The sequence below is a fragment of the Pseudoalteromonas sp. SR44-2 genome (assembly GCF_014163745.1).
Classification (GTDB): Bacteria; Pseudomonadota; Gammaproteobacteria; order Enterobacterales; family Alteromonadaceae; genus Pseudoalteromonas; species Pseudoalteromonas distincta.
Window position 1 is genome coordinate 159618 of the sequence record NZ_JACJDW010000005.1, and the last position, 24484, is coordinate 184101.

Here is a 24484-nt window from a genome sequence, read left to right on the forward strand (position 1 = left end):
AAATAAATGGTGCCGACTAACCGAGTCGAACGGTTGACCTACTGATTACAAGTCAGTTGCTCTACCAGCTGAGCTAAGTCGGCACACAAAACTGTGTGCTAAGGCACGTTCAATTTTAAAGATTGAGAACTTTTATAAAGCACTTGAAATAAAAAAACCTTGCATAAGCAAGGCTTTTCAATAAATGGTGCCTCGACGCGGAATCGAACCACGGACACGAGGATTTTCAATCCTCTGCTCTACCGACTGAGCTATCGAGGCACATAAACTGTGCTAGTTACCGATTAATAAAATTAACCTTTAACTTAATAAATGGTGCCGACTAACCGAGTCGACGGGTAATTTGAACAGACTACCGATTACAGTTTTTCTTTTCAAACTACTTTAAATAAATGGTGCCGACTAACCGAGTCGAACGGTTGACCTACTGATTACAAGTCAGTTGCTCTACCAGCTGAGCTAAGTCGGCACACAAAACTGTGTGCTAAGGCACGTTCAATTTTAAAGATTGAGAACTTAAAGTAAATGGTGCCTCGACGCGGAATCGAACCACGGACACGAGGATTTTCAATCCTCTGCTCTACCGACTGAGCTATCGAGGCACATAAACTGTGCTAATTAATTGTGATACTTTACAATTAACTTTATATAAATGGTGCCGACTAACCGAGTCGAACGGTTGACCTACTGATTACAAGTCAGTTGCTCTACCAGCTGAGCTAAGTCGGCACACAAAGCTGTGTGCTAAGGCACGTGTAATAATGTTTAAACTGTTGATTAAACACCACTACTTTAATAAATGGTGCCTCGACCCGGAATCGAACCAGGGACACGAGGATTTTCAATCCTCTGCTCTACCAACTGAGCTATCGAGGCACTTAAACAGTGCTAATTAAAAATCTTAAATGATTTCTAATGCAATCCCCACTCATCTCTACCGACTGAGCTATCTGGGCGTGCGGCGTATTAAACGAGTTTTGCCCTTACAAGTCAACTTTTTTTTTATTCTTTATAACTGTTTGAACGGTTTTCAGGCAACTCAGTGCATTTTTTATTAATAACGTTCATTTTTACCACAAGTCGAACTATAAATATAAATAAATCAGACTAAAACAGTAGTGAATTATTTTTTGTAAATGTTACGATTAGCTTAGATACGTACGATAGGGATTTATCGTAGTAAAATCACATCAATTGGAAACAATCAATGCAGAGTAAATTTTCATCGCCAGTCAAAGGCTTATTACCTCTTTTTTTAATCATAAATATTGCAGTAACAGCGCTTGCTATTATTGCCCACTCATTTTATTCACAAACTGAAGTTAAGACAGCCCAACCTGCATCATCTGTTAATATTGTAACGCTTGCCGATAGATTAGACTTACCTATGGTTGATGCATTAACTATGTATGGTCAAGGTAAAGTAAGGCAGTTACTTGATTTAACGTCGTTATTAGATGATGACTTTGAATATACTCTATATCGCTTCAATCCAACATCAGGTACTCAATTGGTATATAGCAGTAGTAAACCTGCTATCGCTTCAATTAAAACTGAAAAGCATCTAGTAGAAGAAGGCATCCTACACCACTTACTGCTGTTAAACGATCAACCTATTGGCGAGCTTATTATTAAGCAAAACCTACCAACCGCTCCTTTAAGCGCTCAAAACTCTCAAGTTATTGCCTACATTATTGCTATAGCAAGCGTAGCTGCATTATTTATATTTACTTTAATGTTTAATATGTACATTAATAGTCGCTTACGAAAAAGTACTGACACTCTTACACAAGAACTGCAGGCAATTACCGAAAATGCTAATTACAATAGTAGTGTTGATGAGCAGCTTGATATTGGTTTAGGTGTAGTGGCAAAAAACATTAACTTACTACTACAAAAAGTACAGACTGCGATGAGTGAGAATGACGCCGCACAAAAAGAGCTTTATAAATTACAAAATGGCCTAGAAGCCGAAGTGCAAAATCGTACTATAGCGCTTGAGCAAGCCACATTAAAAGCAGAGCGAGCAAGCGAAACCAAAACGACCTTTTTAGCCACAATGAGCCACGAAATAAGAACACCGATGAATGGTGTTATAGGCACTATTGATTTACTGCGCCAGACCGAACTTGATGGCGCTCAACATCGTTTAAGTACAATTATTCGTGAATCAGCATTTTCGTTATTGAGCATTTTGGATGATATCTTAGATTTTTCTAAAATTGAGGCTGGAAAGCTAAATATTGACCCGATCCCATTTTCGGTAACCGATACCATTGAAGAAGTTGCTCGAGTACTCTCATCAGTTGCTAAAAAACGTGAGCTTGATTTAGAACTAGCAATAGCACCAGATATTCCAATCAACCTTACCGGTGATAGTGTGCGTGTACGTCAGGTGCTTTATAACCTATGTAGCAACGCAATTAAATTCACTAGCACTGATGAAAAAACCCAAGGCCATGTAAAAATATCAGTAGAGGTGGTTCATAATACGACTGATCACTTTACCTTACGCTTTTGCGTAACTGATAACGGTAAAGGCATGTCGCAGGCGCAACTTCGCGAAATATTTAATCCATTTATTCAAGCCGAAAACTCAATTACCCGAGAATATGGTGGCACCGGTTTAGGTCTTTCTATTTGTAAAAGCTTAACTGAGCTTATGCTAGGTACTATTCATGTAACTAGTCATACCGGGATTGGCAGTGAATTTACAGTAGAGCTGCCGTTTAGCACATCGGGTAAAATTAAGTACGCACATAAAGGTGCATTAAATGGTAAGCAAATTGTTGTAGTTAGTAATCACCTAGAACGTGAAAAAACAATGTACCGTTATTTATCGTTCATGGGCGCTAAAATAATTTATGCACACACAGAAGAAGAAATTGAAGAGCACCAGCATTCACAAGATATTATTTGGGTGGCTGATGGCATAGACAATATGGATAAAACTAATGCGCTGCTAAGACGTTTATTTTATTCATTAGAGGACTATAACCAACAAGTTGTTGTACTAAGTAAGCTTGATGAAGCAGCTATAAATCATAAAAACATTTTTTATATTAATGCCTCTCCTCTATGTAAATCTAACTTTATGCTTTCTATATTGGTGGCTGCAGGGTTACATACACCTAAGCAAATTAAAAAAACCAAAACACTTAATAACTATTTAAATGTTGAGCAGGCACGTAATTCAAACAAATTGGTTTTGCTTGTTGAAGATAACCTTCTAAACCAACAAGTCCTCACCGATCAACTACATATACTGGGCTTTGGCGTTGAAATAGCGAACAACGGTGAGGAAGGCCTAGATATGTGGAGAAAAGGTGATTACTCACTTATTTTAACCGACTTACACATGCCTAAAATGTCGGGTTACGATATGGTCGAAAAAATCCGTAATGAAGCAGAGCTATTAGAATCGATTGATGCACAGCCTTACATTATTGCAGTAACAGCAAACGCACTTAAAGGCGAAAAAGAGCGCTGTTTAGCGGTAGGTATTAACGACTTCATTACCAAACCTATAGAGCTGAACGCGTTAGAAGAAACTCTAAAACGTTGGAGCGATAAACAAAGCCAAAACCCAAATGTAGTTATCCATCAAACTATGGCACTACCTATTGATATGGAAGCTGTTGCTAAATATGTAAACGGTGATAACGCTAAGCAAATCCGTTTCTTCAAAATGTATTTAGAACAAAGCCAAGGCTTAATTAAGAGTATTAATTCCGGCGTTATGGTTAACGACTTAAATGAGATTATTGAAGGGTGTCATCAATTAAAATCGATCTCCAAGACAATTGGTGCCCAAACGGTGGCAGAACTTTCAAGTGCATTTGAAGATAAATGTAAAGAAGGTGAACTCACAACCGATGAATTAATAGAGTTAAGAGACAAGCTGGAAATTGAATACTCTAAAGCTGCTCAATTTTTAAAGGAACAAATTAAAATATCTGAGCAAGAAAATGAGTTAAATGAATAAATAAACATAAAAAAGGGCTAAATAGCCCTTTTTTATGTTTAAAACATTACTTTTCAGGCGGTCGATAACCTTCAATTTCTACATCTTTGTTTTCAAACAAAAAACCAACCATTTGCTCTTCTAAAAATGTGCGGTGTTCTGGGTCCATCATATTTAAATGCTTTTCGTTAATAAGCATTGTTTGTTTATGTTGCCACTGAGCCCACGCTTCTTTAGAGATGTTATTAAAAATCTTTTCACCAATTTCACCAGGGTATAACTGAAAGCCAAGCCCTTCGGCTTCTTTTTGTAACTTTTGACAAAATACTGTACGTGCCATGATTGATTCTCTCTAACGCTAAATATGGAGCTATTCTATACTATTGCTGTAATTTGTTTAACCAACTTTTTAGTTGGCGCTGCTAGACCAACCTCTATTGATTGATCAAGCGGATACCAGATTAATTGCTTATCGTTTACCACATCAGGAGTTTTCTTAACATTAAGTACATGCGGGTTAATCCTCAATTCAAAATGTGAAAACACATGAATAAACGCTTCAAGCTCTACTAAACTAGCCTCTAGGCCTTGCTGAACTAAAAATATTTGAAGCTCTTCGTACTCATTAAATTCAAAAAAGCCAAACAATCCGCCCCAAATACCGCTGTTAGGACGTTTTTCCATAAGCACTTTATCACCACACTGAATAATTAACTGATGACAACTCTTTTTAGGAACTGCTTTTTTAGGTTTAGAATGTGGAAACTCTTTTACTTTACCTGCATTAAAAGCACCACAGCCTGAGTTTAATGGGCAAGCCTCGCAATCAAACCGGCTGCGTGAGCAAACGCTCGACCCTAAATCCATCATAGCTTGATTAAACTCAGTAACATTATCTTTAGGCGTTAACTGCTCTGATAAATGCCAAAGCTGGTTTTCGACCTTTTTAACGCCGTACCAGCCCTCAATCATAAAATAGCGCGCTAAAACTCGCTTCACGTTCCCATCTAAAATAGGGTGATGCTGCCCAAGCGACAATGATAAAACAGCCCCTGCAGTAGAGCGCCCTATTCCAGGTAAATCCATTACTTCATCGAGTGTTTTCGGAAACTCACCTTGGTATTTGTCACGCACTATTTTAGCTGTTTTGTGTAAGTTACGCGCACGAGCGTAATACCCTAAGCCAGTCCAGTGATGCAAAACTAAGTCTTCATCCGCATCAGCTAAAGCGATAATATCTGGAAAGCTTTGCATAAACTTTTCAAAGTATGGAATAACAGTAATAACTTGGGTTTGCTGTAGCATCACTTCAGACACCCACACTTTATAAGGTGTTTTACCTAGCTGCCACGGGAGTGTTTTACGCCCATGAAGGTGATACCAATCAACAACTTGATTAGAAAACCAGTGTGACTGTTCTTTATTTAAATCCAACATTTTTAACTTTTACTGATGCCCAATGGCGGCTCAGTCTATTGCAGTTAACAAAAAGATCAAGCTATACGGGGTGTAAAACCAGCTAATACTTGTGATTGCGGCCTCGGTCAGGGATAATATGCAACCATTTTTAAACACATTGTTTTTGTCAGGCCAATAATATGAGTGAATCAAGCAGCACTAACCTTGAGCAAGCTAAGCAAGAAGGTAAATACATCCGCACCATTCGCAGTTTTGTAAAACGCGAAGGTCGATTAACCAAAGGCCAAGCCGCTGCAATCGAAAAATGCTGGCCAACAATGGGCCTAGAGCATAAAAACGGTATGCTTGATTTAAGCGAAGTTTTTGGCAACAACAACGATGTAGTAGTAGAAATTGGTTTTGGTATGGGTAAGTCGCTTGTCGAAATGGCAACAAATGCCCCTCACCTAAACTTTATCGGTATTGAAGTACACCGCCCTGGCGTTGGTGCTTGTTTAATGGATGCCGATGAAGCAGGCATTACCAACTTACGTATTTTTGAACACGATGCAGTTGAAGTACTTGCAGATTGCATACCTAATGAAAGCTTAACAACACTACAACTATTTTTCCCTGACCCTTGGCATAAAAAGCGTCATCATAAACGTCGTATTGTACAAGCTGAGTTTGTTGAAAAGCTAAGAGCCCAACTTAAAATGGGTGGCGTTTTTCATATGGCAACAGACTGGGAAAACTACGCAGAGCACATGCTCGAAGTGATGAATGTAGCTCCTGGTTTTAAAAACCAATCAGAAACAAATGATTATGTTCCACGTCCAGATTTACGCCCGCTTACTAAGTTTGAGCAGCGCGGACATCGCCTAGGTCATGGCGTGTGGGATTTAATGTTTGAGCGCACAGAATAATTAAATTTAATTACTCACTTTTACTTTTATAAAACTAAATATACTGTAAGGCAAAGCCATTTATGAGCGTACTAACCAACCCAAGTTTACTGTTACTTCGTAATAGCGAGGCACTAACGGGAAAATCTATCTTGGTGGTCAACTTTGTTCAAGATGGCTTTTTAACAGAGCTTAAAAGACTTAATCCGCAAAGCAAAGTAACTGCGTTTAGCTACAACCATGCTAACGGAGAGTTTGCTAAAAACACCAAAGATGTTGATGTTCATGTAAGCCACACAATACCTGGTAACGACTACGATTTAGTTATTCTTTACTACCCTAAATCAAAACCAGAGTTATTAATGGCACTTGATAATATTCGATCTGCTATTACTGATGATGCCGAACTATTAGTAGTAGGTGAAAACAAAAGTGGTGTTAAGTCAATTGAAAAGCAATTAGCTGGTAAGGCTGAGTTTAGTAACAAGATTGATTCAGCTAAGCACTGCGTTCTTTACTCATTTGCTGAAATTTCTAAGCACCCTCACTTTGATATTACGACTTACCATAAAAAGTTTGTTGTTAATGTTGCCGACACTGAATTTACAGCTATTAGTGTTCCTGGGGTGTTTAATCACGGTAGTTTAGATATAGGAACGAAAGTTCTACTGGAAAACGCACCGACAATTAAGCAAGGCAAAGTTCTCGACTTTGGTTGTGGCGCTGGTTTAATAGCAACTTTTTTAGGGCTTCATAATCCAGCGCTTGAGTTTGTGTGTAGTGATGTAAGTGCGCTGGCAACTTATGCAACACAGCAAACCCTAAAGCTTAACAACATCAATGGTGAGGCTATATTAAGTGACGGCCTTAAAAGCATTAATGGCAAGTTTGATTTAATTATTAGCAATCCACCTTTTCATACTGGTATTGCAACCGACTACACAGTAGCAGAAACATTTTTAGCTAATGCAAAACAGCATTTAACTAAATTAGGGAAGCTAAATATTGTTGCTAACAGCTTTTTAAAGTACCCGCCTATTTTAGAAACTCAGTTTGAAAGCTATCAAACTGTATTTAAGAACAATAAATTTGCTGTATATAGCAGCTAATTTAAATTTGTAAAATGATTGAGCACAAACGTGCTCAAGCTAACTTTCGAATAAATATAAGAATTAATTTAGTTTTTTTCCTTCATTTTTCCACGTCTTTGCTAAACTAAAACTCTAAATAATTAAATTTAACTCAGGCGATAATGAAATAATGCCTAAAAAAGTTCATCAAAGTAGCATTCGAAAAGCACTCATTAATTTGATCATGCTTATAACAGCTATTTGCTTATCGTTATCTATTTCTATCTCTACGTATTTAAGCGTGAAAGAACAAAAGCAATTAATAGTTAATAAGCTTGTTATTCTTTCTGAAATTGTAGCTTTTGATGCTGGGCAATCGGTAATTGAAGATGATCGTAAAACAGAAGAAAAACGCCTCAAGTCATTTGAAAAGATCCCTCTTGTAAAAAACATACATATTTACTCAATAGAAAAAGCATCCCAAAAGCCTGTTTTCTTTATTAGCTTTAATGCTAAAAAAACACCTCCTGTGCCACTGAGAATAGACAGTGTAGAAGAGCTAAAAACACCACGAATTACCAGTGACCATATTGAGCTAACCCGCCCTATTTACGATAACGAACAAGTAGTAGGTTATGTGTATATGCGAGGAAGCCTCGAGAGTTTAGAGGTTTATATTGAGAGAAAAATATTAATAGACGTGTTATTAACATTATTAATTCTGGCGGTTGTTTACTTTATTGCTATTAAAGTTCAACGACGTATAGCTAAGCCAATAGAGCAATTAAGCATGTTATTGCAGGATGTGTCTAAAAATCATAACTACGATGCACGCGCACCAGTAACTGATGTAAAAGAAATAAGTGCTCTTTCAAATAGTTTAAATATCATGCTTACGCGTACAAAAAAACAACTTGAACGCCACGAAAAAGATAAGCAAGAAATCAAACAACTAAACCTAAGCCTTGAAGAAAAAGTAAACCAACGAACAATCGCCCTTAGAGAAGCAAATCAAGAGCTTTTATCAACTCTTGAGCGGATGCATCAATACCAAACACAAATTGTTGAAAACGAAAAAATGGCATCTTTAGGGCAAATGGTTGCAGGTGTTGCCCATGAAGTTAACACACCAATAGGGCTAGGTATTACAGGTTCTACGTTACTTAGAGATAAACTAGCAGACATACAGCAAAGCTTTGATGACAAAAAACTGACCTCAAGCCATCTAAAACGCTTTATAGATGAAGGTATTGAAAACTTAGATTTAATTTACCGCAACTTAAATCGTGCAGCTGACCTTATATCTAACTTTAAAAAAGTAGCGGTTATTCAAGATGACGGTGTAAATACCTATATTAATGTGCACAAATTAATAAGTGATGTTTTAACGTCGATTCAATCTGAATTATTGCCCAAAAAGCCTGTTGTCACTATCAACTGTCCGACCGACTTAGCTATTCATAGTAAATCTGAACCTCTACAACAAGTTTTTCAGCAGTTACTTATGAACTCTGTAATTCATGGATTTATAGGTAAAGAAAACAATGAAATTCGCTTTGACGTAGAACTCGTCGGGAAAAAATTAACAATCGTTTATTCTGACAATGGTCAGGGCGTTGACAAAAATATTAAAAATAGAATTTTTGACCCATTTGTAACTTCAAAGCGCGGGCAAGGCGCAAGTGGCTTAGGCATGCACTTAGTTTATAACCTAGTAACACAAGCACTTGGCGGAAGAGTGATGTTTGATCTTGAAGAAAAACGCGGTGCTCGCTTTATAATTACTATTCCTTAAATAAAGACCATTAAAAAGTGCATATATTTAAAATTTATCCTTGAATTAGCATTTAATGACCTCATTAATGAGGCATGTGATAAGTGCGTAACATTATTTAATTGCTTTAAATAAATATTACCAAGCGATTTATGAACTTTTTTATCTTTGCTGTATCACATACATTGATGAAAGGTTAAAAAGTGATATAGTTTTGCTTTGAATTAGTCTGATTATTTTAAGTACCTTGTTTGATTGAATGATATGTCAATTATCAAAGGAAAATGGCTTCGACTTTATGATTCAAATAGCTACATCCATGTATATATCAATTAAACAGTAGTTTTTGCACTGTCCTTTTTAGCAGACTTTGGACACCCTACTGTTTTATTTTTATCCAATTTGTTTTTTCCTTGTTAACAAATGGGTATAATCCTATAGTCTCTAGTAATCGGTTATAAATTAGTCACCGATTTTTTATAAATAATATATTCCAAAAGGTTAATTAATAATGCAAACGCCAGTCATTCTAATCGTAGAAGATGAAGACGTAACTCGACTGAACCTAGTTAGTTTATTTGAAGCTGAAGGGTACAAAGTTATTGAAGCCATTGATGGCGATGATATGCATGACAAGCTTACAAATAACGATGACGTTAATCTTGTAGTTATGGATATCAACCTTCCTGGTAAAAACGGTCTTATTTTAGCCCGTGAATTACGCCAAAAGCGTAAAGTAGGTCTTATATTCCTAACTGGTCGTGATAACGATGTTGACCGTATTTTAGGTCTTGAAATTGGCGCAGATGACTACGTTACTAAACCGTTCAACCCGCGTGAATTAACTATCAGAGCTCGCAACCTTATTACTCGTACTGCCTTAGGTGGTGAAGAGTCAGCACTAGAAACAAATGGTGTTATTACGTTTAATGGTTGGGAACTTGATGAAAACAGCCGTTGTCTTACTTCTCCAAATGGCGACGCTAAGCGTTTACCTAAAGGTGAGTACAGAGCACTTCGTTTAATGCTTGATTCTCCAGGTCGCATTTTCAGCCGTGAGCAATTAATTAAGCATATGACAGGCCGTGAGCTTCGCGCAAATGACCGTACTGTTGACGTTACTATTCGTCGCATTCGTAAGCATTTTGAAAGTGATAACTCAACGTCTGAGTTAATCAGCACCATCCATGGTGAAGGTTACCGTTTCATTGGTAAAATTGACGCTTAATTAGAGCTAATTAGTTTCACTCTAATTGCTGTAAAAATAAATGAAGGGCTTTTTGTCCTTCATTTATTTTATCTGCCAGAATATCTAACCACTGCTTTAACACCTCATCAGATTCATCAATAGCACCATGCTCCATTATTTTGGCATGAAGCTGCACATCATTAAGACCTACTGAGCCAGCCGCCCCTTTGAGTTTATGCGCTACTGATTCATACTCTTCTCTATCACCAGTATTTAATGAAGTAAGTAACTCTTGCTGATATTGTGGACTTAGCTTTTCGAATAACTGACTACTGCGTCTAAACACAACTAAGCCCATTGAATTGACAAAGTCTTCTATTGTTTCTATATCTAATAAGTGTGCATCAATGCCTTTAAGGGCTTCTTCACTTACTTTTAACAGCGGCTCTGTGCATTCACTTTGCTTAATTCCAAATAAATCAGCCAGCATTTTATCAAGCTTCACTGTGTTAATTGGTTTAGCAAGCGCCCCTTGTATTGATATGCCTTCAAGCTCTTCTTCAGCACTACGAACATTGGCAGTCAGAGCTACAATGGGTAATTTATCAAAGTGACTGTCTGAGCGTATTTGCTTGGCAACTACGTCACCATTTATATCAGGCAATTGCATATCAAGTAATACTAAATCTAAGTCATCTTCAGTTTCGACAAACGAGAGTGCATCTTCACCGGTTTCAGCCCACAAAACCTCATGCCCGCGTTGCTCTAATAAGTTTGTAGCAATTTCAGCGTTAAGAGGTACATCTTCTACTAGTAAAATATACAAACCACGACCAACATAACTTTGCTCTGTTGGTGCTACACATAAACTAAGCGGTATCTGCACTGTAAAGCAGCTCCCTTCGCCCTCAGTACTATTTACTGTAATTATCCCTTTCATTGCACTTACAAGCGCCTTAGTTACAGCTAAACCAATACCTGAGCCTATAGCGTTAGTCCCGTTTAAGTCTGGCGCCTTGTAATACATATCAAATATATGAGCAAGCTGCTCTGGCGGAATACCTTGGCCGGTATCCGATACTTTAATAACTAACCACGGGCCTTCAACTCTATTCTCTCGGCTACATTCAAGAGTTACCTTTCCTTGCTGTGTAAACTTAACGGCGTTATTAATTAAGTTCCAAACAACTTGGCGTAAGCGAGTTGGGTCGAGCTGTGCGTAAATATCCAACATCCCATTGCGCTTAATATCAAACTCTAGCTCTTTTTGCTCCGCAATTAAGCCCGCAAAGTTAACAACGTCATTTATAAAGTCTGACACGTTAATAGAGTTGGTCACTATATCGAGCTGATCTCTATCTATTTTGTCTAAATCAATAATATCGTTAAAAATATTACCGAGCGTTTCAGCACTCGAAAATATAGTATTACCCCAACTACGCTGCTGTTTATTTAAGTCAGTATCAAGCAGCATTCGTGTTAAACCAACAATACCATTAAGCGGTGTTCGAAGTTCATGGCTTAATGTAGCAATAAACTTACCTTTGTCTTTATAGGCCGTTTCGAGCGCTTGAGCGGCCTCCTTACGACTTGTGATATCACGACCAAAGCCCAGTAAACCAATGTAGTCACCGTCATCATTTATAAAAGGCAATTTACGCAGCTCGAACCAACGCATTTCACCATTCACCTCATAACCAACATCAATAGTCAGCGCTTTATGCGTTTGCTCTACCTCTTTATCGGTTTTCAAAACTTCAGATAAAAAGTGACTAGGAAATATTTGCTCAACCGTTTTGCCAATTAGTTCGCTACTTGATTTGCCCATTACTTCTTCAAACATTTTATTACAACCAGCAAACACGCCATTATTATCGCGGTAATAAAACAAATCAGGAGATGAATCTACTATTGAGCGCTGCAGCATGCTTTGTTGAGCAAGTTCTTGTTGTGTTTTTTTACGCTCAGCAATTTCTCGTCGTAACTCTTCAATAGCGCGATGCTTGGCATGAAATGCCATTTTACGCTCATCAATTTCGATATTTAGACGATTAATGTTATCTTTTAGGGTTTGATTTAAAAGCTTTTCTTGCTTGGTGGCGCTATCTAAATAAGCATATGAGGCATCTAGTTGACGAATTGAATTAAGCAACACACTTATAATTAAAGGGGAAACTACAGCCGTAAAAAATACCACGGCTAAAATATCAACCAGGTGTAATTCGCCTATCGCCACATAATAAAACATGCTCGATAAAATAAGAGATACAGTTAAAAATAAAGTGTAACAAATAGCAGCGGTTTTAAATTCACCAAATCGCGTTATTGAGCTGGAAAGTACCCGAGCCCAAGGGCTCAAAGAATAATCGGTCATACGTAATTTTATCTCTTAGCTGTGTACTTAATATAAAGAAGGCAATGCACATGTATAAACATACCATTTTCCCAGATTTTAGCATTTTTCTCCTACCACTACTCACGTTGTGCGATAAAAACAGAATTTTTCATGTTTGATTTAGCTCATCTATTAAACTCATCATTTCAGCAATAAATTATTTAGTGTAAAATGCCTCGCTTTATTATCCCCAAAATACGAGTAGCGCACATGCAAACCAATATGCCAGATATAGCAGACACTGCACCCGCTTTACAAACAGGTAAATTAGACTGGGTTGGCATGGGCGAAATAGAACTGCCATTTATTTTTGAATCTCGATACTTATCTCCAGTTACAGTAAACGCCAAAGCTCGTGCATTTGTAAATTTACATAAAGAAGATGCCAAAGGCATTCATATGTCACGTCTATTTTTAGCACTTGACCTGCTTTCAACCGAGCAGCAAGTCAACCCACAAACAATAGCGCAGGCACTCGATACCTTTATAACTAGCCACGAAGGGCTGAGCGATAAAGCGCAAATTGAATTTAAATTTGAATTACCGCTACGCCGTAAGTCACTATTAAGTGGTAAAGCGGGCTGGAAAAGCTACCCAGTTGTACTTACCAGTACAATTGAAAATAACGTTATTAGCTACGAGCTAACCGTAGATGTTACTTATTCTTCAACGTGCCCATGCTCTGCTGCACTTGCGCGACAGCTTATACAAAACGCGTTTAACGAAAAGTTTAACCAAGAAACGTTAAGCCAAAAAGATGTGCACGAATGGCTAGGCACTACACAAGGCATTGTAGCTACTCCACACTCGCAGCGCTCTATTGCCAACGTAAAAGTAAAGCTTGATAGCAACATTCAAGAATTTGACGTAGTTACGCTAATTAATACCCTTGAAGCTGAGCTTAAAACACCAGTACAAGCAGCAGTAAAACGTGAAGACGAGCAAGAATTTGCCCGTTTGAATGGTCAAAACCTTATGTTTTGTGAAGATGCAGCGCGTAAAATTAAAGCATTGCTCGAGGCAAACAATTACAGTGATTATTGGCTGCAAATAAACCACTACGAATCACTGCATGCACACGATGCTGTCGCTATTGCGGTAAAAGGTATTAAAGGAGGCTACAAAGCTTAATCGCTATGTAGCTATTACTTGTAAAACCAGTCGGTAATTATTTTATAACCCATACTTTTTAGGCACGTAAATTGCTTTGTTTGAGCAGTGTCAATTTGTTGTTATGGAGTTACCGTATGGAATTCGCTTTATTATTAATCCTAGTATTAGTTGTCGGGGCCTCTGTTGTTGCGTCAAAATTTAATGACGATGGCGGAAATCCGTATCCTTTTACTCGCAAACAAACTGTTTTTACGCAGGTTGAAGGCGCTTTTTTAAATCTTCTCGAGCGTGCTGTAGGCGATCAGTACAAAATAGTCAGCCGTGTTAAATTAATCGACGTTATTGATTGTAAGCAGGGCCTTTCAGTAAAGTCTAAACGTGCTGCTTTAGCTAAAGCTAAAAATAAGCAACTCGACTTTGTTTTAATCGACAAAGAAAAACTAACAATCATTGCTGCTGTTGACCTAGTTAACAATGCCAACAAAGATGGCCACAAAGCTCAACGCGACTGGTTTGTAAACGGTGCACTAGAGTCTGCGGGCATTCCACATATTCGTATGAAAGTTAAATCGGGCTACCGTCCTTCTGAAGTACGCGATGCAATTATGTTTAAACTTGGTAAGCAGCCTGCAGCAACACAAACTCAGCGCCCTGTTCGTAATCGCTCACATAAGCCAGCGGTACTTTCACCTTCTCAAGCTAAAGCGCAAACCACCGCGTTAGCTGAAATTTAAAAAACGAATTAAATACTCTCCTAAAAAGTATTTAAAGCGAGCTCATAAACAAGCTCGCTTTTTTGTTTTTTATTGCTAACTTCACGTATAATCAAGTGATTCAAACTCAGGAATTAAACTTTATGAATGTTGGTATTATTGGCGCAATGGAGCCAGAAGTTAAAATTTTACGTGAAGCTATGCAAAACCCACAAATTTTAACTAAAGCAGGTTTCACTTTTTATACTGGCGAGTTGGCTGGTAACACGGTGACACTTGTTCAATCTGGTATTGGTAAAGTCGCATCAACTATTGCAACTACCTTACTGATCGATAACTTCAAACCTGATTGCATAATTAACACAGGCTCAGCCGGTGGATTCGATCCTTCTCTTAGTGTAGGCGATGTAGTAATTTCGTCAGAAGTACGTCACCACGATGTAGACGTAACTGCTTTTGGCTACGAAATTGGCCAAGTACCACAAATGCCGGCAGGCTTTGCAGCACACCCTAAATTAGTTGAAGCAGCACAGCAAACTATCGAACAAATCAGTGATGTTAAAACACTCGTTGGCTTAATTTGTACTGGTGACACATTTATGTGTGACCCTATACGCATTGATAAAGCACGTAGTGATTTTCCTACAATGCTTGCTGTTGAAATGGAAGGCGCTTCAATTGCACAAACGTGTTTTACGCTAAACACACCATTTGTCGTAATTCGCTCAATGTCTGATATTGCTGGTAAAGAGTCACCACAATCATTTGAAGAATACCTAGAAACAGCATCAATCAACTCATCTAAAATGGTTGTTGCACTTTTAGAAAAGCTTACAGCAGTATCTCTGTAAATGCTTAGCAATATTGTTCAAAATCACTTGGACTTTATTGCCTTTATACTAGCGCTCCTTGCTGAGCGCTTTATTCCCCTTATTAGCTGGTATCATCCTAATACGGCGTTAAATGCTGTTTTTAGTGCTATTGGCAAACGTATATACAAAAGCAAAGAACCTAAAAGCTATCAATATTTGGCAGCTATCCTCGCAAGCTCACTTATTTTAAGTGTTATTCTAATTATTGTAGTGTTACTACTCGAGTTTGCTTTTTATCCTGAATTACTCGCTGGCCTTATTTTATATTTATGCCTAGAAAGTAAGAGCATTGATAAAAAAGCACTTCGCATTGCAAAGCTAACTAAACAAAATCAAAAATCCACAGCGCGCGAATTACTAAAGCCACTGCTTGCCCGTGAAGTTAATAGACTTTCATCAGCTGGTATTATCAAAGCATTAATTGAGAGTTTAATACTGCGCACCGCTCGATACTATTTCGTAGTCATATTTATATTTTTAGCATTTGGTCCTATTGCTGCCCTTGCCTATCGGTTACTTACCTTAATACAACAAGCATGGCGTAGTGATATCCCCCCAAATAGTTACTTTTTAAAACCGCTTAAAACACTCTTGTTTATTATTGAATATATTCCGATGCGCTTACTCGCTTTAACTATTGCAGCAAGTCGAGCAAGCAAACAAAGCATGCATTTTATAAAGCATTATGGCAGGCATTTTTATCAAACAAATACAGGCTGGCTCTTAAGCACATGTTCTGCATCACTTGGCGTGCAGCTGGGCGGGCCTGCAGTTTATTTAGGTACTCGCTTTAATAAAATGCGTATTGGTACTGATAGACTACCTACACCCGAGGATGTACCTGTAATAATTAATAGGTTAAATCAGGCCCGTGTATTTTGGTTGTTAGTAATAGCTAGCATTGAAATATTAAAATTGATTTAAAGGGCTCAAAATACGAGCACAAAAAAACCAGCCGAGGCTGGTTTTTTAGTTTTTAAACTGTGCTTAAGCTACAGTGATGTTTGCAAACTTACGTTTACCTACTTGGTAAATAGCCGTTGTGCCTTTTGCTATTTCAAGTTTGGTATCAGTGATTTTATCTTCACCGTTGAGTTTAACTGCACCTTGCTTAATCATACGCATTGCTTCTGATGTACTTACTACTAAATTTGCTTCTTTAAGCAAGTTAGCAATTAAAATAGTATCTTCTGCAATAGTGATTGTTAGCTCTGGGATTTCATCTGGTAACGCTTTTTTCTGAAAACGCTGAATAAAATCATCATGTGCACCTTGTGCATCAGCTTCACTATGAAAACGAGCAATTAGCTCTTTAGCTAGTTCAATTTTAATATCGCGCGGATTCGTACCTTGCTCAACACGTTCTTTTTGAGCTGCAATTTCTTCAATAGAAAGCGCACTTAATAAGTCGTAGTAACGCCACATTAGCACATCACTAATTGACATTATTTTACCAAACATATCGTTAGGTGCATCAGTAATACCAATGTAGTTACCAAGCGACTTAGACATTTTTTGAACGCCGTCAGTACCTTCAAGTAATGGCATCATTAATACTGTTTGCGGCTTTTGACCTTCTACTTTTTGTAGCTCACGGCCCATTAACAAGTTAAAGCGCTGATCAGTACCACCTAGTTCAACATCTGACTCTAGTGCAACCGAATCCCAACCTTGTACCAGTGGATATAAAAACTCATGAATTGCAATTGGTTGGCCGCTTCCATAACGCTTTTTAAAGTCATCACGTTCAAGCATACGTGCTACGGTTTGGTTTGCAGCAAGTTTAATCATGCCTGCAGCGCCTAACTTTTCCATCCAAGTAGAGTTAAATGCAACAGTGGTCTTAGCAGGGTCTAGAATTTTGAATACTTGTTCTTTATATGTTTCGGCATTGGCCAGTACATCTTCACGAGTAAGTGGTTTACGCGTTACGTTTTTCCCCGTTGGGTCACCAATCATGCCAGTAAAGTCACCAATTAAGAAAATAACCTCATGACCTAAATCCTGAAAGGTTTTCATTTTATTAATTAGTACAGTGTGTCCTAAGTGTAAATCAGGCGCTGTAGGATCAAAGCCTGCTTTTATTTTTAGCTTCTTGCCCGACTTTAGTTTTTCAACTAGTTCGTCTTCAATTAATATTTCTTCTGCACCGCGTTTTATCTCTGCTAGAGCGGTTTGTAAATCCACTGTGTATTACTCCAAAATTCTGCCGACGAAGGGGCGACTAGTTACTTGCGTAGTCACGGTTTAATAAAGGTTTAAACCGAATAAATAGATGTAGCTAACATAACAAATTTCTACCTAATTAAAACAACTTTTTAAGTGATTCATGCAACTAAACTAAATCAATTGAGTCTTAGCTAGGTAGAGCGTTAAAAAAGGCTTTCTAAGCCTGATTTTAGCGTAGTTTAAGGTCAGTTTAAATCTACAAAACACTAGTATTCGTACATTATTAAGTATATCCTGCAATATTATGTATTTATTATCTTGACAGCAGAAAAAGGCACGTTATGGTTCACGTGGTTCACACGCTCCCCAAAAAACACAAATTGCTTATTCTAGGTTTGGTTTCTGCTATTGTTGGCTTAGCCTTTCTTCCTTCTGAAAAAGCCACTGCATCCAAAGACAATAGTGCAAATGCACTAGAAATTGGTAAGCGCTATGAGTTACAAGTTAAAGTTGATAACAACGAAAAATTAACTGAGCTAAATTCAGAGCAAGCAGCAGAAAAGTTACCAGAATACGACTTTGTCAATCATAAAGTTAAAAATGGCGACAATTTGGCAATTATCTTTAAGCGTGCTGGTTTTTCGGCTCAAACGCTTCATAAACTAATTAACACTAATGCGGAGACTCGCAAACTGACTAAAATTCACCCAGGTGAAATACTTAGTTTTGCGACAGCTGAAGATGGCTCCTTAGCTCAACTGCGCTATGTGATTTCAAAAACAGATACTTTATTTGTTACCTTAAACGAAGAAGGTAACTACGATACAGCTATTGATAGCAAAGAAATTGAAACGCTAACCAAAACCGCTGGCGGCGAAATATCTAATAACTTTTGGACTTCAGCAATTGCAGCAGGTTTAAGCGAGCGCCAAATAATGAACTTTGCTGACATATTTGGTTGGGATGTTGATTTTGCAAACGACATTCGTAAAGGCGATGTATTTGGCTTAATTTACGAGTCTCACTATGTTGATGGCGAGTTTATTGGTACTGGTAAAATTATTGCAGCTGAATTTGTAAACCAAGGTCAGCGCTTTGCAGCTATTCGCCATACCGACGGCAATTTTTATACGCCTGAAGGGCGTAGCATGAAAAAAGCATTTTTACGTGCGCCTGTAAGCTTTAAATATATTAGTTCGAGCTTTAATCCTCGCCGCTTACACCCTGTTACTGGGCAAGTTAGAGCCCACCGTGGTATCGACTTTGCTGCACGCACTGGCACACCTGTTGTTGCATCTGGTAACGGTAAAGTAATTAAAGCCGGTTACAGCAAGTACAACGGTAACTACGTATTTATTAGCCATGGCACGCAATATGTAACTAAGTACTTACACCTAAATAAGAAGCTAGTTAAAACGGGCCAAAAAGTTAAACAGGGCCAACAAATTGGTACTGTAGGTTCTACAGGTCGTGTTACTGGTGCACATTTACACTATGAATTTTTAGTAAATGGCGTTCACCGTAATCCTAAAACTGTAAAACTTCCTAAGTCAGAGCCATTACCTCGCTCAGAACTTGCCAAGTTTAAACCTATTGCTGATAACTTTATTGCCCAGCTTGAGCGCAATCGCGAGCTACAGTTAGCACTTAAATAAAGTTTATCAATAAACATTAAAAAAGCCTTTGCAGGTTTAACCTGCAAAGGCTTTTTTGTATACGCTATAAACCATTAGTACATCAGTACATAAATGAGCTGAATAACTAAAGACACCATCACTAATGGCCAAATATATTTACTGTATTTGGTTGCGCTGTTGAGCCCTATTTTACTTTGATACTTTTCAAGCAAGGGTATAAGTATCGCCAGCGCAACAAACAAACCAATTAAAATAACGAATATGTTCATATTAACGCCCTACTTATGGTAATTCGTGGCCTTTAGCGCTTACATAAAGTGCATACCAATGCTCACGAGTTAGCTCTACGTTTACAGCATCACAAGAGGCTTTAATCCGTTTAGCATTAGTTGTTCCAATAATTGGCTGAATAGATGCGGGATGGCGAAGCAACCATGCAAGTACAATTGCCTCAGCAGAGGTTTCATAAAGTGCAGCCAGCTTATTAACTAAAAGACTGGTGTTGATATCTGCCTGAGATGCGTTTGATAAATCACTACCGCTGTACAAGCCTTGGCATAAACTACCCCAGCTTTGAATTTGGATTTCAAAATGGCGACAGTACTCAATACTACCTGGCGTAAAATTAAGATCTTTACCGTCACTGTTACCGGCATATACACCTTCATCAACAAACTGATGTTTTTGTAAACTAGCCTCAATTTGGTTAGCCACAATTGGCATATCAAGCGCATGTTGTAAAAAGTTCATTTGGTGCTGCTGCATATTAGACACTGCAAAATTGCGCACTTTACCGCTTTCTTTTAAGCAACTAAATATACGAGCAATCTCGTTAACTTCCATGAGTGGATCAGGGCGATGCAGCATAAGTACGTCTAAATAATCTGTATTTAATCGTTTTAATGATGCTTCAACTGACTGCTCAATCCACTTTGATGAAAAATCATAACGCTTTGGCCCTAAGTCATCTTCAAATCGAATCCCACACTTAGATTGAATATACATGTGCTCTCTAAGCTCTGGCCGCTCACTTAATGCTTTACCAAAAACCTGTTCTGCTTTACCAAAAGTATAAATATCAGCATGGTCAAAAAAATTAATACCACCTTCAATGGCGTTATCTATACATTCATGAGCTTGCTTAACATGTGCATCAGTGATTGCGTCTTTATTCCAACCGCCGCCCAGACCCATACATCCAAATACAAGTTTACTAACATGAGGCAAGTGCTTTGCTAAAGGTGTGTGAAGCATGATAACTATCCTTAAAATGTTGAAGAGCTGTTACTGTAAACAAAAAGCACTAAACAAGAAACCATTTAGCGGTGAAGAAATTAAGAACAAAAAAAAAGCGCAGTAAACTGCGCTTAATGGTTAATCTATTTTAAATTACATTTTTAGCCAACAAGTGCTAATAAAATACCCGCAGCAACTGCACTACCAAGTACACCCGCTACGTTGGGTCCCATTGCATGCATAAGTAAAAAGTTATGTGGGTTACTTTCAAGGCCAACTTTATTAACTACTCGTGCCGCCATTGGCACAGCCGATACACCTGCCGCCCCAATTAATGGATTTATAGGCGTTTTAGATATTCGGTTAAGTCCTTTTGCCATAAATACGCCAGATGCCGTACCAATTGCAAAAGCCAGTGCGCCAAGCACTAAAATACCAATCGTCTCAACAGTTAAAAACTTATCTGCAGCAAGCTTTGAACCAACAGCTAAGCCTAAAAATATAGTTGTAACATTGATGATTTCGTTTTGAGCACTGTTACTTAATCTATCAACAACACCCGACTCCCGCATTAAGTTACCTAAACAAAACATACCTACAAGCGGTATAGCAGCCGGTAAAAACATTGCCGTTAAACTAAGTACCATAAGGGGGAAAATAATCTTTTCCTTTTTAGATACCTTACGTAATTCAGGCATCTTAATTTGGCGCTCTTCTGGTGTGGTTAACGCACGCATAATTGGCGGCTGAATGATTGGCACAAGTGCCATATATGAATACGCAGCTACCGCTATTGCGCCTAGTAAATCAGGTGCCAGTTTTGATGCTAAAAATATTGCTGTTGGCCCATCGGCACCACCTATAATGGCTATAGCCGATGCGTCCTGTAGAGTAAATTCAAAACCTGGCACATAGTTAAGTAATATAGCGCCAAACAATGTAGCAAAAATACCAAACTGTGCAGCCGCACCTAATAACAACATACGTGGGTTTGCAATAAGTGCGCTAAAGTCGGTCAGCGCCCCTACTCCCATAAATATCAACAGCGGAAAAATCCCCGTATCAATACCCACATAATAAACGTAGTACAAAAGCCCACCTGGGTCTGACAAACCTGCCACTGGTACATTTGTTAAAATTGCACCAAAACCAATAGGTAGTAATAATAGTGGTTCAAAGCCTTTAGCTATCGCTAAAAACAGTAATAAACACCCTACCGCAATCATTATTAACGATGGGATTGTAAAGTTAGCAATGCCTGTCGCATTCCAGAGGTTTAAAATACCTTCCATCCTCTATTTACTCCTAAGCTAATGCAATCATAGCGTCGCCGGTAGTTACAGCATCGCCTTCACTAACTAACACTTCAGCAATTGTTCCGGTATGCGTAGCGCGTATTTCAGTTTCCATTTTCATGGCTTCCATAATAATCACTACATCGCCTTCGTTAACAACTTGCCCAGCTTTTACCTTAATCTTAAAAATATTACCGGCTAGAGGCGCGTTAAGTGTTTCACCTGATGCAACCGAAGCAGACTGAGGAATGTGCTCAGAGTCTTTTAATGTTACTTCTTTAAGTTCACCACCTTGCGCTACTACTACGTCATAAACTTTACCATCTACTTTTACGCTGTACTGCTCAGCCTTCACTTTGTTACCATTTGAAACTGATTTAGAAGGTGCTTTACTGCTTTTATCTTCAACAGAAGGTACTGGCTCAAATGCATCTGGGTTGTTGCGGTTTTTAATAAACTTCAAACCAACTTGTGGAAATAATGCATAAGTTAATACGTCATCAATTTGATCATCAGCAAGTGTTAAACCTTGCTCTTGTGCTTCTTTTAATAACTCAGCTTCAAGCGTTGCAAGCTCAGGTGCAATGTTATCTGCAGGGCGGCAAGTAATAACTTCCGCTCCATCAAGCACGCGCTCTTGTAGCTCTTTATTCATTGGTGCTGGTGTTAAGCCATATTCACCTTTTAATACGCCAGCAGTTTCTTTAGTAATGGTTTTATAACGCTCACCCGTTAGCACATTAAGTACCGCTTGAGTGCCAACAATTTGCGACGTTGGTGTTACTAAAGGTAAAAAGCCAAGATCTTCACGTACACGTGGGATCTCAAGTAAAACCTCATTAAGCTTATCGGCTGCGCCTTGCTCTTTAAGTTGGTTTTCCATGTTTGTAAGCATGCCACCAGGTACTTGAGCTAGTAAAATACGCCCGTCAACCCCTTTTAAGCTACCTTCAAATGCCGCATATTTTTTACGTACATCTCTAAAGTAAGCAGCAATTTCTTCTAGGTGGTTTAAATCAAGCTCAGTATCACGCTCAGTCCCTTCAACTATCGATACAATAGTTTCAGTTGCAGAATGTCCATAAGTCATACTCATTGATGAAATAGCGGTATCGAGCATATCAATGCCAGCATCAATTGCTTTTTGGTAAGTAGCAGTACTTAAACCTGTTGTAGCGTGGCACTGCATAGCAATTGGAATAGATACAGTTTCTTTAAGTGCTTTAATTAGTTTTTCAGCATCGTACGGCTTTAATAAACCCGCCATATCTTTAATACAAATTGAATGACAACCCATATCTTCAAGCTGCTTTGCAAGAGTTAGCCACATATCAAGTGTATGAACTGGGCTAACTGTGTACGAAATAGTACCTTGAGCGTGAGCGCCTACTTTTACAGCCGCTTTAATAGCTGTTTCTAGATTGCGAACATCGTTCATTGCATCAAATATACGAAATACGTCAACGCCATTTTTATGTGCACGTTCTACAAATTTTTCAACTACGTCATCAGCGTAATGGCGGTAACCTAATAAGTTTTGACCGCGTAATAGCATTTGCTGTTTAGTATTAGGCATCGCTTTTTTAAGTGCACGAATACGCTCCCAAGGATCTTCGCCTAAATAACGAATACACGAGTCAAATGTAGCACCACCCCACGATTCAATAGACCAATAACCCGCATCGTCTAATTTGCTAGCAATCGGTAGCATATCGTCTAGGCGCATACGCGTTGCTAATAATGATTGGTGAGCATCGCGTAATACCAATTCTGTTAATTTTAATTTAGCCATGTGTGTGCCCCTTATTTATTATTTGATTTGTACTGAGCAATGGCAGCACTAATAGCAGCGATGTGCTCATTAGGCACACCTTGAGATTTAAAAGATGGTGATTTAACTGGTGTCGCCACGTCAGGTTCGCTAAAGCGCGTCACCAAATTAGACATAAGCGTTACTGCACCAATTAATATCGACAGAAATACAAACACCCCAACCATGCCAGTAAGCATTAAGTTACCAGCCGTTGTGAGTAGAGCACCTATATCCATTTTTCTCCCCTTGAAACCCATATCGAAAATAAAAAATCGATTTAATTAAATATTTATTCACTGGATAATAACAAAACTAATCGTTTTGTCTACATCTTGTAAATTGGTAAAACCAATTAAACAATAAACAACATAACACTCAATTAATTTACATGCTATAACTCAGCAATCACGCGCTCTACAATACATACAAGAAATAACGACTATAGCTAATAGTTATATGGAAGTTGTTAATTAACTATCAAGCTAAGTAAAAATAAACACTAATTCTTAATATAAAATGCAAAGCCACACACCACTTGTTAATTGGTCTTACCAAAATAAGTCTATTTAGTGAACATTTAGCAGTTATTTGCAACAGTGTGAATAACTTACATAACAAAGCGTAAAAGTTACTAACCAACTAATAACTAGAATAACAGCAAAAAATCATAAGCAATTGATATTTATACAAAATAAACTTTGGCATATAACTGGCATTAGTTATTATGAGCAAATTTGATAACCAAGGAGAAAACAATGTTACGCTGGACAATTACATTTTTAGTTATTGCTTTAATCGCTGCAGTGTTAGGTTTTGGTGGCATCGCAGGTGCCGCAGCTGGTATAGCAAAAATTATATTTTTTATCTTTTTAGTACTTTTAGTGATTTCATTAGTTTCAGGTGCACTACGTGGTAAATCACCCAGGTAGATAAAGCATTCA

At 38.1% G+C, this 24484-nt stretch carries 20 protein-coding genes and 6 tRNA genes; 11 read left to right on the plus strand and 15 right to left on the minus strand.

Annotation, left to right across the window (positions count from 1 at the left end; genetic code table 11):
* Window positions 1–7 precede the first annotated feature (7 nt).
* The 6 genes from H5115_RS04870 to H5115_RS04895 form a co-directional block, all read right to left on the minus strand.
* Window positions 8–83 (minus strand) — tRNA-Thr (locus H5115_RS04870).
* A gap of 102 nt (window positions 84–185) precedes the next feature.
* A tRNA-Phe gene (locus tag H5115_RS04875) sits at window positions 186–261 on the minus strand.
* Window positions 262–393: 132 nt separating this feature from the next.
* Window positions 394–469 (minus strand) — tRNA-Thr (locus H5115_RS04880).
* A gap of 57 nt (window positions 470–526) precedes the next feature.
* Window positions 527–602, minus strand: a tRNA-Phe gene (locus H5115_RS04885).
* A gap of 51 nt (window positions 603–653) precedes the next feature.
* Window positions 654–729: transfer RNA gene (locus tag H5115_RS04890), tRNA-Thr, on the minus strand.
* A gap of 71 nt (window positions 730–800) precedes the next feature.
* A tRNA-Phe gene (locus H5115_RS04895) sits at window positions 801–876 on the minus strand.
* Between the two features lie 331 nt (window positions 877–1207).
* On the opposite strand from H5115_RS04895, the gene H5115_RS04900 reads away from it, so the two are divergent.
* Window positions 1208–3985, plus strand: a complete 2778-nt coding sequence (locus H5115_RS04900) for a hybrid sensor histidine kinase/response regulator (RefSeq protein WP_182753944.1) — start codon at window positions 1208–1210, stop codon at window positions 3983–3985.
* 46 nt (window positions 3986–4031) lie between these two features.
* On the opposite strand, the gene H5115_RS04905 is transcribed toward H5115_RS04900, so the two are convergent.
* Window positions 4032–4304, minus strand: a complete 273-nt coding sequence (locus H5115_RS04905) for an oxidative damage protection protein (protein ID WP_002962543.1) — start codon at window positions 4302–4304, stop codon at window positions 4032–4034.
* 35 nt (window positions 4305–4339) lie between these two features.
* Window positions 4340–5401 (minus strand): A/G-specific adenine glycosylase, encoded by a 1062-nt coding sequence (mutY, locus tag H5115_RS04910; protein ID WP_182753946.1) that lies wholly within the window; start codon window positions 5399–5401, stop codon window positions 4340–4342.
* Window positions 5402–5562: 161 nt separating this feature from the next.
* Between mutY and trmB the strand changes: the two genes are divergently transcribed.
* The 4 genes from trmB to arcA all read left to right on the plus strand — a co-directional run bounded on the left by trmB (window position 5563) and on the right by arcA (window position 10339).
* The gene (gene trmB, locus H5115_RS04915) at window positions 5563–6288 is read left to right on the plus strand and encodes a tRNA (guanosine(46)-N7)-methyltransferase TrmB (RefSeq protein ID WP_182753948.1); all 726 of its coding nucleotides are present in this window, start codon (window positions 5563–5565) and stop codon (window positions 6286–6288) included.
* Between the two features lie 62 nt (window positions 6289–6350).
* Complete coding sequence (rsmC, locus tag H5115_RS04920; RefSeq protein WP_024605357.1) at window positions 6351–7376, plus strand: 16S rRNA (guanine(1207)-N(2))-methyltransferase RsmC; 1026 nt, start codon at window positions 6351–6353, stop codon at window positions 7374–7376.
* Window positions 7377–7527: 151 nt separating this feature from the next.
* Complete coding sequence (locus tag H5115_RS04925; RefSeq protein ID WP_182671521.1) at window positions 7528–9132, plus strand: sensor histidine kinase; 1605 nt, start codon at window positions 7528–7530, stop codon at window positions 9130–9132.
* Window positions 9133–9622: 490 nt separating this feature from the next.
* Entirely contained in the window at window positions 9623–10339 is a 717-nt protein-coding gene (gene arcA / locus H5115_RS04930) for a two-component system response regulator ArcA (RefSeq protein WP_002962549.1), read from the plus strand.
* 16 nt (window positions 10340–10355) lie between these two features.
* On the opposite strand, the gene arcB is transcribed toward arcA, so the two are convergent.
* On the minus strand, window positions 10356–12674 hold the full coding sequence (gene arcB, locus H5115_RS04935; RefSeq protein ID WP_182753950.1) for an aerobic respiration two-component sensor histidine kinase ArcB: 2319 nt from the start codon (window positions 12672–12674) through the stop codon (window positions 10356–10358).
* 231 nt (window positions 12675–12905) lie between these two features.
* Here arcB and folE2 point away from each other — a divergent pair, with 231 nt between their 5' ends.
* The 4 genes from folE2 (at window position 12906) to H5115_RS04955 (ending at window position 16317) form a co-directional block, all read left to right on the plus strand.
* Window positions 12906–13826 (plus strand): GTP cyclohydrolase FolE2, encoded by a 921-nt coding sequence (gene folE2, locus H5115_RS04940; protein ID WP_182753952.1) that lies wholly within the window; start codon window positions 12906–12908, stop codon window positions 13824–13826.
* Window positions 13827–13942: 116 nt separating this feature from the next.
* Window positions 13943–14542: a DUF2726 domain-containing protein gene (locus tag H5115_RS04945; RefSeq protein WP_182753954.1), complete on the plus strand. Its 600-nt coding sequence runs from the start codon at window positions 13943–13945 to the stop codon at window positions 14540–14542.
* 122 nt (window positions 14543–14664) lie between these two features.
* The gene (mtnN, locus tag H5115_RS04950; RefSeq protein WP_024597687.1) at window positions 14665–15372 is read left to right on the plus strand and encodes a 5'-methylthioadenosine/S-adenosylhomocysteine nucleosidase; all 708 of its coding nucleotides are present in this window, start codon (window positions 14665–14667) and stop codon (window positions 15370–15372) included.
* On the plus strand, window positions 15373–16317 hold the full coding sequence (locus H5115_RS04955; protein WP_002962555.1) for a regulatory signaling modulator protein AmpE: 945 nt from the start codon (window positions 15373–15375) through the stop codon (window positions 16315–16317). It begins immediately after the preceding gene.
* Window positions 16318–16380: 63 nt separating this feature from the next.
* On the opposite strand, the gene tyrS is transcribed toward H5115_RS04955, so the two are convergent.
* On the minus strand, window positions 16381–17580 hold the full coding sequence (gene tyrS, locus H5115_RS04960; protein WP_007585427.1) for a tyrosine--tRNA ligase: 1200 nt from the start codon (window positions 17578–17580) through the stop codon (window positions 16381–16383).
* Between the two features lie 323 nt (window positions 17581–17903).
* Between tyrS and H5115_RS04965 the strand changes: the two genes are divergently transcribed.
* Window positions 17904–19217, plus strand: a complete 1314-nt coding sequence (locus H5115_RS04965) for a peptidoglycan DD-metalloendopeptidase family protein (RefSeq protein WP_182753956.1) — start codon at window positions 17904–17906, stop codon at window positions 19215–19217.
* A gap of 74 nt (window positions 19218–19291) precedes the next feature.
* Here H5115_RS04965 and H5115_RS04970 read toward each other — a convergent pair whose 3' ends face one another.
* The 5 genes from H5115_RS04970 to H5115_RS04990 all read right to left on the minus strand — a co-directional run bounded on the left by H5115_RS04970 (window position 19292) and on the right by H5115_RS04990 (window position 23779).
* The gene (locus tag H5115_RS04970; RefSeq protein ID WP_182737294.1) at window positions 19292–19468 is read right to left on the minus strand and encodes a hypothetical protein; all 177 of its coding nucleotides are present in this window, start codon (window positions 19466–19468) and stop codon (window positions 19292–19294) included.
* A gap of 13 nt (window positions 19469–19481) precedes the next feature.
* Window positions 19482–20453 (minus strand): aldo/keto reductase family oxidoreductase, encoded by a 972-nt coding sequence (locus H5115_RS04975; protein ID WP_024604017.1) that lies wholly within the window; start codon window positions 20451–20453, stop codon window positions 19482–19484.
* A 143-nt stretch (window positions 20454–20596) separates the two neighbouring features.
* Window positions 20597–21727 carry a sodium ion-translocating decarboxylase subunit beta gene (locus H5115_RS04980; protein WP_008134608.1) on the minus strand — a complete coding sequence of 377 codons (1131 nt, stop codon included), beginning with the start codon at window positions 21725–21727 and terminating at the stop codon, window positions 20597–20599.
* A 13-nt stretch (window positions 21728–21740) separates the two neighbouring features.
* Window positions 21741–23522, minus strand: a complete 1782-nt coding sequence (gene oadA / locus H5115_RS04985) for a sodium-extruding oxaloacetate decarboxylase subunit alpha (protein ID WP_182753958.1) — start codon at window positions 23520–23522, stop codon at window positions 21741–21743.
* 11 nt (window positions 23523–23533) lie between these two features.
* Window positions 23534–23779, minus strand: coding sequence for an OadG family protein (locus H5115_RS04990; RefSeq protein ID WP_002961940.1), 246 nt, complete (start codon window positions 23777–23779; stop codon window positions 23534–23536).
* A 519-nt stretch (window positions 23780–24298) separates the two neighbouring features.
* Between H5115_RS04990 and H5115_RS04995 the strand changes: the two genes are divergently transcribed.
* Window positions 24299–24472 (plus strand): DUF1328 domain-containing protein, encoded by a 174-nt coding sequence (locus H5115_RS04995; RefSeq protein ID WP_002961939.1) that lies wholly within the window; start codon window positions 24299–24301, stop codon window positions 24470–24472.
* The last annotated feature ends 12 nt before the right edge of the window (window positions 24473–24484 follow it).